Below are 13,137 nucleotides of genomic sequence, written 5' to 3'. Positions count from 1 at the left end.
CATCAACAGCAAGGCAAGGGTCGCCGCCCTTGCCTTGTCTCGCACTATCCTCCCCTCATTACGCCTGTGATGGACCCGCGACCAGACCTTCGGCCTCTGTCGGCGTCGCATTCATCATCCGGTTGAGCCAGGGCACCATCAGCCCCATCACTACCGCAATCAGCAGGGTCGCCATCCCGATCTTGCCAAATACGCCGGTGTAAATGGGCAAAGTTTGCAGCGGATCCGTCATCCCTTGCGGCACGGCGGTAAAGGTCGCCACATAGCCACCCAGCAGGGATGCCATCGCCTGAGTCAGGAACCACATTCCGAGAATGAAGCCCATCAACCGTTGTGGCACCAGCGCGGCGACCATCGCCAGCCCCAGCGCACTGATCATCAGCTCGCCCAGACTCTGGAACAGGTAGATAAGCACCATAAACCAGGGGGAGGTCAGCCCCTGCTCATCGGCAAACCACCAGCCGGATGCCGCCGCCGTCAGAAAGCCCAGCGAGCAGAAGAACATCCCGAGGGTGAACTTGAGCGGCATGGTGAGATCCCGCCCCTTGCTGCCCATCCGGGTATAGATCATCGCGAGTACCGGGCTACCCACCACCACCCAGAATGGGTTGAGCGCCTGGAAGCTGATTGGGTTGACGCTCATGCCCAGCATCTCGTGGTGCATGTTGTTGATGGCAAAGAAGTTCAGAGACGTCGGCATCTGGGCATACAGCACGTAGAAGAGCACCGCCTCCAGCATCAGCACGAAGGCCACATACATCTTGTTGCGGCCCACGGTGTCAAGCTTGAACGCCTCACGAAAGAAGAAGATCACCACGGCGATGGTCACCGTCATCAGCACCATGTTGGCGATCACCACGTGGTGCATCAGCCAGGCGCAGAAGAAGACCATGGCTACCGAGCCCAATATAACCAGCAGCAGCTTGCTGTAATCGAGCGGCAGGTGATCCGGCGCGGAGCCAATATCCTTGACCATATTGCGGCAGGCAAAGAAGGTAAGCAGCGCAATAATCAGCCCCACCCCGCACAGGTTATAGGTCACGGTATAGCCGTAGTGTTCGGCAATTACCGGCGCGAGCGAGAGGGAAATAAGGGAGCCGATATTGATCGACATATAAAACAGGGTAAAAGCCCCATCCAGCCGCGGATCTTTTGGCTGGTAGCATTTTGACAGCAGGCTGGCCGGATTGGCCTTGAACAGGCAGTTACCGACCGCAATGGTGCCCAGCGCATAGAAAATCAGGTCGGGATTGTAGATCGACAGACCGGTCATAAAGTAGCCTATCACCAGCACTACGGCCCCCAGCACCATGGTGCGCTTGGTGCCGAGAACATGGTCACCGACATAGCCACCGACCGAAATCAGGCCATATACCAGCGCCGAGAAGGCACCGAAGGTAATAAAGGATTGCTCTTGGGAAAATCCCAGTTGTTGCACAAAGAAGACCGCCAATACCCCCTGCACGCCGTAATAACCGAAGCGCTCCCAGAGTTCGACGAAAAATATCATAAAGAAGGGTTTGGGTTGTTGTAACAACCCGGTCGGTGCTGTTGCTGGACGCATATCAACCTGCCTTTGCTGAGATTTATTTTTATTAATCTGATGGTGGCTGCCGCACTATTTTTTGCCCGCCATTGCTATAACGGAGAGCACAGTCAGCCTGCCAATCTGGCTATTTTCGGGTGCAAGCGCCCCGTTCGATGAAAGGTGTTTTTCATCTAGCCGGTTTCAATTACGGGTTATCGGGGGATGGTGAGTGGCGTCTCCCAGTACAGTTACCGGCTCCGGGTTCTACCTTTGCTGCATCCCTTCACTCAAGCCGGTTTATCAACCTTGATGCTTATTCCTCTCTGCTCCGTCACTCATGGCTGGTGGCCAGATAGCCGGGGCATGACACGGCCACAGACGACCTGTGGGGCTGGCTCACGCCGCGCTCTACTGACAGTCACCTACGCAGGCGCTATCTAACCCCGCCATTCCAAGGGGTGTCATGCTATATCACTGCAAATACAGGAACTTAATGGTCGATCACACTTTAAAAGTGACCATTAGTGAAGTTTTCTAATGAAACCATATGAATTTTTTTCGTGAAAAGAGCTTCACTCGAGACGTGCAACCAAGGCTAATCTGTGCATAAAGAGAGTTGAATGGCACACAATTGAACCCGAACTCGGCACTTAAGTCGTGCAAAAGCCCACTCATCCGGGCGATACGACAACAAAAAGCCGGAGCAGATGGCTCCGGCTGCTCGATGGGCACCGTCACGGCCACATTAGCGTGGCGATTCGTCGTTGTAGAGCCGCCGGATCTCGTTGCGCAGCCACATCACCTTGGCATCCTGATTGTGCCGTTTGTGCCACAGCAGGATGAAGGCGATCTCCAGCTGGGCGTAGAGCTTCTCGGGGAGCGGCAGCGGCATGGCGATCAGATTGTCGTGATGCCGACTGGCATAACCACCACAGTAAGAGGGCGCCACCGCAATCAGCTCGTGGCTCGACTGGGAGGCAATATGCAGCGCCTGCTCGAAGCTGGAGACCATGATGGGCACCTCCCGCTTCAGCCCCTCGTCCTCCAGCAGACTGTCGAGGGCCCAGGTATCGTTCGCTTCCCACACCATGCTGATCTGGGGGCAGGCCAAAAAATTCTCCAGCGACCACTTCTGCTGGAGCAAGGGGTGATCCTTGCGCAGGAACACCACCGGGCGATCGGTGAACAGCACCTCGTGATCGATGTAATAAGGCAAGCGGTTGACCTTGGCCAGGGAGCGGCCATGGGTCTCGCGGGCGCAGAAGCCGAGATCCGCATCGCCATTGACGATGTCGTTGAGGGAGTGGTGATCCCACCCCAGCATCCTGACCACCGAGTTGGGGTACTTCTGGTAGATGGTCATGGGCAGATCGCTCAGGAAGCTGATGTAGAAGGGGGACTCCATCACTAGGGTGAAGCGGGCACCATCGGGGATCGCCTCGCTATTGAGCGAGGTGATGTTGTCAGTGAGCTGGAACCAGACCTTCAGCTCCTCCTCCAGGGTCAGGGAGAGGTTGGTGGGCTGCAACCCCTGCCGTACCCGTACAAACAGGGGATCGTCAAACCACTCCCGCAATTTGGCCAAAGACTTGCTCACCGCCGACGGAGTGACACAGAGCTTTTTCGCCGCCCCTGCCACACTGCGCTCCTGCATCAGGTACTTGAATACCACCAGCAGGTTCAAATCGAGTTCACCCAGATTGCGCATATCCCCTCTCATCTTCCATCAGCCCTGCGACCGCGCTTCACGAAGCGCGAGCCATGGTAACAGCCCTTTGACAGCCAGGTAACTGAGCAGTGCCAGCAGCAGAGCGCAGATCAGCATCTCGGACGGAGTAAAGCCAAGTTGGCCCAGCAGCCAGATATAGAGGCCGGAGAGGCTGATCTGCATGATGCAGAGCACGGCGCTGGCAAAGGCCACGTTATGCTGACAACCATCGAGCGCCTCCCCCATCGCTACCCCGAAGCCACAGGAGAAGCCGACACAGACCAGCGCAAACCCCGGCAGCAAAAGATGGATATCGCCCCCCGCCTGCCAGCTGCCGATCAGTGAGCACGCCGCCAGCAGATAGGAGAGATGAGACACCGCCAGCACCTTCTGTTTGCCCAGCCAGCGCAACAGCAGGGGCATCAGAAAGGAGGTGGACATACTCACGCCGGCCATCACCATCATCACGATGGAGTACTGCTCGGTAGTGAAGCCAAACTCCTTCATCAGGATCAGCGGCGAGACGCTGACATAGACCAGAATGGCGGTCACGCTGGCACTGGTCAGCAGGGAGAGCAACATAAAGCGCGGGGAGCGCAGCAGGGCAAAGGGTTGCCCCGCGCTACTCCCCGGTTGCCGCGCCGGGCGGGTCTCCTTGAGCAGCAGCAGGTTGACAAGACCGCTGACAGCCGCCACCAGCGCCATCGCCACGAAGATCCCGCGCCAGTCAAAATGGGACAGAATTAGGTAACCGAGCACCGGCGCCAGCACCGGGATCACGCAGATCACCCCGTTGATCATCGAGAGCGCCATCGCCAGCCGCTCCTGACTCAGCACATCCCGCAGCACGGTAAAGGTCATGATATAGAGCGCCCCCGCCCCGACTCCCTGCCAGAAACGGCCGAAATAGAACTGGCCAATCTCCTCCGCATTGCCTGCCACCAGCGAGGCGAGGACAAAGATCAGCGCCCCCCCGAGCACCACCCAGCGCCGCCCGTAGCGATCGGCAATCATCCCGCCCAGCAGCACGGTGGCCGCCATACCGAACAGATAGATAGAGAAGGCGGTGTGGATCTGCGCCTCGCTCGCCTGCAAGGCATCGGCAATCTGGGGCACAGCGACCAGATAGAGATCGATCCCGACCGGATAGAGGATGATCATCAGAAAGGCGCACAGCAAAAAAGTTCTCATGGAGGCTCCGTAACAGAAATCTGGCCCCTGTTCGGCCAAAAGCGCGACAAACAGCAGGCAAACTGGTGACTATGCGGAGCACTATAGGAGGGGGCTACCACCACACCTAGTGAAGAGATGGCGATCTATACATTCCAAAATGGAAATATTGTTTCTATCGGTGTGCTATTCAGGCAACTAGATGGACAAGCCGCCGGGCAGAAGAGCACCGTGAGCTGAGTAAAAATAAACGCGATAAAAAGTGCACCGGGTACAATCCCGGCGCACTCGCTTGCGGTAAAACGCAGCCCCCGTGATTAGTCGGCCAGCTTGCTCAAAATGGCGTAGGCCGCCTTGACCCGGGCATCATTGGGATAGTTGCGGTTGGCCAGCATGACGATGCCAATCCCCTTGGCCGGGACAAAGGCAACATAGGCACCAAAGCCGTTGGTCGATCCCGTCTTGTTGTAGAGCCGCGGCTCCCCCATATCTTTGGGCGCGGCAAAGCGTTCCACCGGATTGGCCTTGAAGCTCACTGCCGGCGAGTTGCCCGCCAGCAGTGCCTGCTCGGTGACGGGATAGGCATAACTCTCCCAGCCCAGCCCCTGAGTCATCTCTCCTACCGAGAAGAAACCGGTATGAGTCATGGCAATGGCCTGCTGCATGGTTACATCACCGCGTTTGGTCATGTTGGCCTCGACAAACTTGATGAAATCCGCCGAGCTGGTCTTGATGCCATAGGCCTCGTCCGCCAGCACTCCCGGATTGACCCGGATCGATTTGTCCTCTTTGGAGTAGCCATAGGCGTAATCACCCATGGCTGCCGCAGGCACCTTGAGGTAGGTGTGGGCAAGGCCGAGCCCCGGCAACAGAGTCTGGCTCATCAGTTGCTCGAAGGGTTGGCCCAGAGAGCTCGCAGCCAGATAGCCGAACAGACCTATGCTGGGGTTGGAGTACTCCCGTTTGGTACCGGCGGCAAAGCGCGGCGTCCACTGGCGGTAGTAGGCTTGCATCTTCTCTGCCGAGTCGACCGCATCGGGGAACTGCAGTGGCAAGCCACCTGCACTGTAGGTGGCAAGATCGGCCATGGTCACACCATCAAAGGCAGACCCTTTCAGCCAGGGCGCGTGCAGGCTCACCTTGTCATCCAGCTTGAAGCCCCCCTTGACCACGGCGTAGGCACCGAGGGTCGCGGTCAGGGTCTTGCTGACCGAGCCGATTTCAAACAGGGTCTGCTCGCTGACGCGCTGACCGCTCTCCCGGTTGGCAACGCCATAGTTGAAATAGTGGGTCTTGCCATCTTTCAGTACGGCAACCGCCATTCCCGGGATCCGGTACTCCTTGAGCACCGGCTGAATGGTGCCATCCACTATTGTGCTCAGGGATACCTCACCGGCAGCATAGGAGAGCGAAGATGACAATGAAGAGAACAGCAGGGTGGCCAGCGTTAATAGGGAAGTCGTGGTTCGTGATTGCATTGGGTTATTCTCGTGGCAAATGAAATTGGGATTAGCATAAACAAGATGTATGTGCCCACGATGAAACTGTGTGAAGTCTCGGTGAAGTGAGCATCGCTTACCGCTCGATGAGCCCTTACTCTGCTCGCTGGCGTATAAGCTGTTGGGGCCAAGGAAAGAAACGGAGGCGCAGGTGAGATCACAAGAACAGATCACGACCGTACTGGGGACACTGGAGCAAGTCATTCTGGGCAAGCCGCTACAGCTGAAAATCGCGCTGGTGACCCTGCTGGCGCGCGGTCATCTGCTGATCGAAGATCTGCCCGGCATGGGCAAAACCACCCTGGCCCACGCCCTGGCGCAGGTGCTGGGGCTGGCATGCAGGCGGATGCAGTTCACCGCCGATCTGCTCCCCGCCGACCTGCTGGGGCTTCAGATTTTTGACCCCCAGCAACAAACATTTCGCTTTCACCCCGGCCCCATCTTCACCCAGGTTCTACTGGCGGACGAGATCAACCGCGCCAGCCCCAAAGTACAGAGCGCCCTGCTGGAGGCGATGGCCGAAGGCAAGGTGAGCATCGAGGGCCACACGCACCCACTCCCCGATCCGTTTTTCGTCATCGCCACCCAGAATCCGGCGGATCAGGCGGGCACCTATCCACTGCCGGAGTCCCAACTCGACCGATTCGCCGTGCGACTCTCGCTGGGTTTTCCGCCGCGAGAAGCGGAGCGCCAGCTACTGCGCGGCCACCAGCCGACTGGCCCTTTGCCCGCCATGCTGGATGCCGCCGGACTCGCCACCTTGCAAAGCGAAGGGGATGCCATCCATGTTTCCGATGCCACCCTCGATTACCTGCTGGCGCTGGTGCACCAGAGCCGCTTTGATGGGGATCTGCCACAGCCCCTCTCCCCCCGAGCAGCCCAGACCTTGCTGGCGGTGAGCCGGACCTGGGCGCTGGTTGCGGGGCGGCGCTTTGTCACGGTAGAGGATGTGCAGGCGGTCTTCCCCTATGTGGCCGAGCATCGGCTGCGGGGCAGCTTTGGCGTACAGCACGGCGAAGCCTGTCCCCTGAGCCAGCGATTGCTGGCCAGGGTCGATCCGGACAATCCATGATGAGCAAATTGCTAAACCGTTGGCAGCAGTGGCGAGCCCGCTGGCAGCGACGCTGGCTCGATCGCCGCATTCCCCCGGCCCGCCAGATCACGCTGGCTACCCGCAGCCTCTTTATCCTCCCCACCCGCATGGGGCTGCTCTATCTGCTGGTGCTGCTCGTCATCTATCTGCTCGGCACCAACTACCAGAACAATCTGGTACTGCTGGTGGCCTACTGCCTCGGCAGCCTGTTTATGGCCGCCATGTGGCTTACCCACCGCAACCTGTTGGGGCTGGAACTGCTGGGTGGCCAGCTGGTACTGGGGGAAGCGGGTAGCCAGCTACCTATCCGTATCTTGGTGCAGAGCCCTCGCCCGGTGCAGGCGCTCCGGTTTAGCCTCAACGAAGGCACCCTCTGGCTGGCACAGGCCGACGCTGTGCCCAGCACAGTTATCCTGCCAGTATCGGGCTCGCGCCGTGGGCCACTGCCCCTTGGCCGATTGCGGGTCGAGAGCCGCTACCCCCTCGGTCTGTTTCGCTGCTGGTCCCTGCTGGACTTGCAGTTGGAGGGCTGGCTCGCCCCCAAACCGGCGTTCGGGGCGCTAAGAGGGGAACATGCGACCGAAAGCGAGGGGCATCAGGGCCAGCCCGCTCCGGCCACTCTCGGTGACTTTGACTCTCTGCGGACACATCAGGCCGGTGAACCACTGAGCCGGGTCGCTTGGAAGCAACTTGCCCAAGGGCGCGGCCTGCTGACCAAGCAGTTCCATGAACCGCAGCAGGATGAGACTCACCTCACCTTGCAGCGGGTCGCGGGCGGGGATCTGGAGCAGCGGCTGGCGGTGCTGGCCTGGTGGTGCGCCGATTACGGCAAGCGGGGCATCCCCTTTACCCTGACACTGGCAAACCAGACGCTGGGGCCCGATAGCGGCGCCGCCTTTGTGCAGCGCTGCCTGCTGGCACTGGCCCAATTCGATGCAACACCACCGAAGATCACGCCAGATGCTGCTCGATAACCGCCGCCTGCTGCCACTCATCGCCCTGCAACAGCTGCTGCTGGTCGCGGCGCTCTGGCCCCAGTTGCAACTCTGGGTAGTGGCAGTGGGCGCCATCACTCTCGGCGTCCGGGCCATGATGCTGTGGCGCGGCTTGCCGCCCCTGCCTGCCCGCTGGTTGGCGCTGCTGGCCATCACAACCGTGGTGTTGCTGGGGTTGCAGTGGCGCACATTGGGCACCCTGCCCGCCCTGATCAATCTGCTCTGGCTCGGCTATAGCCTCAAGATGATCGAGGTACGGCGCGAGCGGGATATCGAGCAGGTGCTGCTGCTCGCCTTCTTCCTCATCGCGCTGGCGCTGGTACAACGCCAAAGCATCGGCTGGACAGCCGGGATGGCAGTGGCACTCTGGCTGGCAGTGACCGCGCTGGTGACCGCCGTCGTCCCCGAGCAGAAACGGCCTTGGCGCAGTGCGGGGAGCGCCCTGCTGCTGGCGCTGCCCTTGCTTATCACCCTGTTTATACTACTGCCAAGGCTGCCGCCCCTCTGGCAGATGCCCACCACCAGCCGTGCCCTGTCCGGCCTCTCGGAAGAGCTGGCCCCCGGCGATATCAGCGAACTGGTCAACTCCTCAGAACTGGCGTTTCGGGTCAGCTTTGCCGATGGCCCGCCCCCTGTCCGCGAGCGCTATTTTCCGGTGATGCGCCAAGAAGTTTTCGATGGTCAGCGCTGGTTGCTGAGCCCCGAGGTCAAAGCATGGCAGCAGACAGTGCCGGTGCAGACCGGGCTGACCCTTCTGGCATCATCTTCACGGGCAAGCAATCAGCTGGCAGATAGTCCATTACCCGCCGGGAGCTACGAGGTGATCGCCGAGCCCCAGCGCCACCGCTGGGCCTTTGCCCAAAGTGAACCGACTATTCTGACTGGACCAGTGCTGCTCACCCCCATTCACACCCTCTATCGGCAGGGGAGCGGCGAGGTGGCAATCCGCTATCGCATTGGCCGCGGCGAAGCGCAGCCAGAGAATGATAGCCAAGCCGCTCAGCGCAACCTGCAACTGCCAGCCGGAGGCAACCCGAGAGCGCGCGTCCATGGCCAAGTGCTGGCTGTGCGCTATCCGGATCGCGCAGAGCTGGTCGCCGCCCTGCTAGCGCAGTTTCGCAGCCAATCCTATTACTACACCCTGACACCGCCACGACTTGGCGGTGACGGGGTGGATGAGTTCCTGTTCGATACTCGGCGCGGCTTTTGCGGCCACTACGCCATGGCGACCGCTTTCGTGCTGCGCGCCGCCGGTATTCCGGCACGGCTGGTCACCGGTTATCTCGGCGGTGAGTGGAATCCCAGAGGCAACTATCTGGCGGTACACCAGTTCGATGCTCACGCCTGGGTGGAGTATCTCGATGAAGGAGGAACATGGCGGCGAATCGACCCCACTGCGGCAGTGGCACCGGAGCGCATTGAAGGCGGCGTGAGGGAGGCGCTGAGCGACGAGTTTACCGCCGCCGACCCTCTCGCTCTGCAGCGTTATCGCAACTGGGCCCTGCTCAATCAGCTGCGCTGGTGGGGCAACAATATCGACTACCAGTGGAGTCGCTGGGTGATTGGTTACGATGCGGGCCAGCTCTGGCAGCAAATCGGTCTGCGCTGGCCTGCACTGGCGGGATACACTCCCTGGTTGATCCTCGCCAGCCTGATGCTGGTCGCCCTGCTGGTGAGCTTGCCCCTGCTGTTGCCCGCCCGTCTGCCGCCAGAGCGGCGCATCTGGCAACCCCTGCTCAAACGGGGCAAACGCAGCGGCTATTCCCCAGAGCCTGCCGAGAGCATGGGAGCATGGTGCGAGCGGCTGGCGCGGCTGCGCCCCGACCTTGCCCATCCCCTGCTAAAGAGTGCGTGGCTCTATCGCCGCTGGCGTTATGCCCTCCTCAACGACCGGCAACAAGGGCGCTGCTGGCGCCAGTTGCAACGGCGTATCAGACAGCTCGCCCAGCGCTGGGATCAGCCGCCGAAGAGCGGCTCATAAAAGAAGGGGGAGCCACCGGCTCCCCCTTCAGGTTTTAATCAAGAGGTTTGACTCACCGCTTGTTATTTTTTGGTCGGATTGTCCCAGATCCCCTCTTCCAGCTGGGAGCGGATCTCGGGGTACTTGTTGGCATCAAAGGTGGGCACCTTGCCCAGCCTGAGCTGGTCGTTGTAATCCTTGGCCAGCTTGATGGCGACGCCGGAGAGCAGCAGGATCGCCACCAGGTTGACGATGGCCATCAACCCCATGGAGACATCAGCCATTGCCCAGACGGTCGGCAACTCGCCCACAGAGCCGAACATCACCATGCCCAGCACAAACATCCGGAACAGCATCAGGCCGCCCTTGTGGTTGTGCTCGAGGAACACCAGATTCGTTTCGGCATAGGAGTAGTTCGCCACGATAGAGGTGAAGGCGAAGAAGAAGATGGCCGCCGCGATAAAGATGTTGCCACCGCTGCCAATCTGGGAAGAGAGCGCCCGCTGGGTCAGCTCGACACCGGTCACGCCGGAGCCCGGCTCAAACTGACCTGACATCAGGATGATGGCGGCGGTACAGCTGCAGATGACGATGGTATCCATAAAGACCCCCAGCATCTGCACATAACCCTGGGAGGCCGGGTGCGGCGGATAGGGAGTGGCAGTCGCTGCAGCGTTGGGCGCAGAGCCCATGCCCGCTTCGTTGGAGAAGAGACCACGCTTGATACCGTTGATCATCGCCTGGGAGATGGCATAACCGAGCGCACCCGAGCCAGCCTGCTCAATCCCGAAGGCGGACTTGATGATCAGCATGAAGACATGGGGCAACTCGGTGATGTTCATCGCCACGATCACCAGCGCCAGCAGGATGTAGGCCAGCGCCATAAAGGGCACCACCAGCTCGGCAAAACGGGCGATACCACGAATGCCGCCGAAGATAATCAGGCCGGAGAGCACCACCAGCGCCAGACCGCTGACCCAGTCAGGAATACCAAACGCCACCTTCATCGCCAGACTGATGGAGTTGGCCTGCACCGCGTTGAACACCAGACCAAATGCCAGGATCAGGCAGAGCGAAAACACCACCCCCATCCAGCGCATGCCAAGGCCTTTCTCCATGTAGTAGGCCGGGCCACCACGGTAGTTGCCATCCTCATCCTTGACCTTGTAGAGCTGGGCCAGGGTGCTTTCGACGAAGGCGGTCGCCATGCCGATAAAGGCAATCAGCCACATCCAGAAGATGGCGCCGGGGCCACCCAGATAGATGGCGACAGCCACACCGGCCAAGTTGCCGGTGCCGACACGGGCGGCAAGGCTGGTACAGAGGGCCTGGAAGGAGGAGATGCCTGCATTGTCCGATTTACGGCTGTTTTTCAGCACGGAAAACATGTGGCCAAAGTGACGGATCTGGATAAAACCCAGGCGGAAGGTGAAAAAGATACCGACCCCAATGAGCAGGTAGATGAGCACGGCTCCCCACATCAGGTCGTTTAGCATCGCAATCAAGGTGTCCATAATTCTCTCGTTGTTATTCACATCCATGGTCAGTCTGCGCTGACCGTTTTCTGTCTGTCGTTTAATTAGCGTTTCGCTAAAGGGGCGGAATCTAGCACAGCGGGAGAGCCCGGAATAGTGATCCCGGTCACGCGAGACACAAAAAACGAACGGTAAAAGCCCATAAAGCTCCATTTAAATCGCAAACTTTCAACAAACTCAATAATTCAATCAGACAGGCCACCATTAAGCCCCATAAGAGAACCTTTTTGATATATCCCTGATGAGCTATGCGAAAACGCAAACGCTTGCATGAAATGGCTTTCAAACGGAGACATTTCGCCAAACGTTTTCGCTGTAATTAAATTTCAAGTACGTAGCGAGATAATTTATGTGATCGACGACACAAATATGGATATTGGCTAAAAAAGTTCAGCTGAAAGCAAACCGGAGCGAGGTCGGAATGAAATGTAAAAAACCTTACTAATCATATAGTTTCAAGCCATAAAACGGGATAACTCAGCAGCCTGAATGTTTAACAACCAAGCGCCCCTATTGCAGGATGCAGCACATCAGTATTAATTAGGCAGGCAATGACGATGGGCCGCCCCCATCGCGCTTTTCTGAGCATGAGGCACCAAGATCCTGTAATTTTATTTCAGAACCACCGTCTCAAGCCCGCAACCCAGGGATTACTCCCTCATTAAGAGATGATATTCGCTATGGCCGATAAATTAACCCAGCTGAAAGCCCTGACCACTGTTGTTGCCGACACCGGTGATATCGAAGCCATCAAACGCTATCAGCCCATCGATGCCACCACCAACCCCTCTCTGGTTCTGAAGGCCTCCGAGATCCCCGAGTACGCTCCGCTGATCGAAGACGCCATCAAGTGGGCCAAAGCCCAGAGCCAGGACAAGGCACAGCAAATCATAGACGCGGGCGACAAGCTGGCCGTCAACATCGGTCTGGAAGTGCTGAAGATCGTTCCGGGGCGCATCTCTACCGAAGTGGATGCCCGTCTCTCCTTCGATACCGAAGCCAGCATCGCCAAGGCCCGCAAGCTGATCCGTCTTTACAACGAAGCGGGCATCAGCAACGACCGCATTCTGATCAAGCTGGCCTCCACCTGGGAAGGGATCCGTGCCGCCGAGGTGCTGGAGAAAGAGGGTATCCAGTGCAACCTGACCCTGCTGTTCTCCTTCGCCCAGGCCCGTGCCTGTGCCGAAGCCGGTGCCTTCCTGATCTCCCCGTTCGTGGGTCGCATCCTCGACTGGTACAAGGCCAAAAATGGCCGTGATTACACCGCCAGCGAAGATCCGGGCGTGGTCTCCGTTACCTCCATCTACAACTACTACAAGCAGCACGACTACCCGACCGTCGTGATGGGCGCCAGCTTCCGCAACACCGGCGAGATCCTGGAACTGGCCGGTTGCGACCGCCTGACCATTGGCCCGGCCCTGCTGGAAGAGCTGAGCAAGAGCGAAGGCGCCGTGGTACGCAAACTGGACTACACCGGTGAGCGCAAGGCCAAACCGACCCCGATGACCGAAGCCGAATTCCGCTGGGAACTGAACCAGGATGCCATGGCTCACGAGAAGCTGGGCGAAGGCATCCGCATGTTTGCCATCGACCAGGGCAAGCTGGAAACCATGTTGGCAAGCCGCCTGTAATCGGTTCTTTTTTCTGAT

General features: G+C 59.1%; 9 protein-coding genes. 4 read left to right on the top strand and 5 right to left on the bottom strand.

The annotated features are described in order from the left end of the window. Positions 1-58 precede the first annotated feature (58 nt). From dtpB to ampC, 4 genes are all read right to left on the bottom strand, one after another. Positions 59-1,564 (bottom strand): dipeptide/tripeptide permease DtpB, encoded by a 1,506-nt coding sequence (gene dtpB, locus G5380_RS16540; protein ID WP_421209728.1) that lies wholly within the window; start codon positions 1,562-1,564, stop codon positions 59-61. Between the two features lie 709 nt (positions 1,565-2,273). Continuing rightward, positions 2,274-3,236 carry an HTH-type transcriptional regulator YidZ gene (gene yidZ, locus G5380_RS16535; RefSeq protein ID WP_216979315.1) on the bottom strand — a complete coding sequence of 321 codons (963 nt, stop codon included), beginning with the start codon at positions 3,234-3,236 and terminating at the stop codon, positions 2,274-2,276. An 18-nt stretch (positions 3,237-3,254) separates the two neighbouring features. Continuing rightward, positions 3,255-4,427 carry an MFS transporter gene (locus G5380_RS16530; protein WP_421209730.1) on the bottom strand — a complete coding sequence of 391 codons (1,173 nt, stop codon included), beginning with the start codon at positions 4,425-4,427 and terminating at the stop codon, positions 3,255-3,257. Between the two features lie 296 nt (positions 4,428-4,723). Next, positions 4,724-5,884, bottom strand: a complete 1,161-nt coding sequence (ampC, locus tag G5380_RS16525; protein ID WP_421352919.1) for an FOX/MOX family class C beta-lactamase — start codon at positions 5,882-5,884, stop codon at positions 4,724-4,726. Between the two features lie 172 nt (positions 5,885-6,056). Here ampC and G5380_RS16520 point away from each other — a divergent pair, with 172 nt between their 5' ends. Genes G5380_RS16520 through G5380_RS16510 form a run of 3 tightly spaced genes read left to right on the top strand, consistent with a single transcriptional unit; the run spans position 6,057 to position 9,974 of the window. Then, positions 6,057-6,977, top strand: a complete 921-nt coding sequence (locus tag G5380_RS16520) for an AAA family ATPase (RefSeq protein ID WP_201937293.1) — start codon at positions 6,057-6,059, stop codon at positions 6,975-6,977. Next, positions 6,977-7,972: a DUF58 domain-containing protein gene (locus G5380_RS16515; RefSeq protein ID WP_376901510.1), complete on the top strand. Its 996-nt coding sequence runs from the start codon at positions 6,977-6,979 to the stop codon at positions 7,970-7,972. Before G5380_RS16520 ends, G5380_RS16515 begins: the two co-directional genes overlap by 1 nt. Beyond that, a complete protein-coding gene (locus G5380_RS16510) occupies positions 7,959-9,974 on the top strand; it encodes a transglutaminaseTgpA domain-containing protein (RefSeq protein WP_421205929.1) in 2,016 nt (671 codons plus the stop codon). The genes G5380_RS16515 and G5380_RS16510 overlap by 14 nt, the downstream gene beginning before the upstream one ends. A gap of 62 nt (positions 9,975-10,036) precedes the next feature. On the opposite strand, the gene G5380_RS16505 is transcribed toward G5380_RS16510, so the two are convergent. Further along, entirely contained in the window at positions 10,037-11,467 is a 1,431-nt protein-coding gene (locus G5380_RS16505; RefSeq protein WP_201937296.1) for an alanine/glycine:cation symporter family protein, read from the bottom strand. A gap of 701 nt (positions 11,468-12,168) precedes the next feature. Here G5380_RS16505 and tal point away from each other — a divergent pair. Then, the gene (gene tal / locus G5380_RS16500; RefSeq protein ID WP_005343804.1) at positions 12,169-13,119 is read left to right on the top strand and encodes a transaldolase; all 951 of its coding nucleotides are present in this window, start codon (positions 12,169-12,171) and stop codon (positions 13,117-13,119) included. Positions 13,120-13,137 lie beyond the last annotated feature (18 nt).

This window comes from Aeromonas sp. 604443 (assembly GCF_049170315.1).
GTDB classification, from domain to species: Bacteria; Pseudomonadota; Gammaproteobacteria; order Enterobacterales; family Aeromonadaceae; genus Aeromonas; species Aeromonas veronii_A.
The sequence above is the reverse complement of the archived record's forward strand: the minus strand, read 5'-3'. Positions and strand labels throughout refer to the sequence as shown.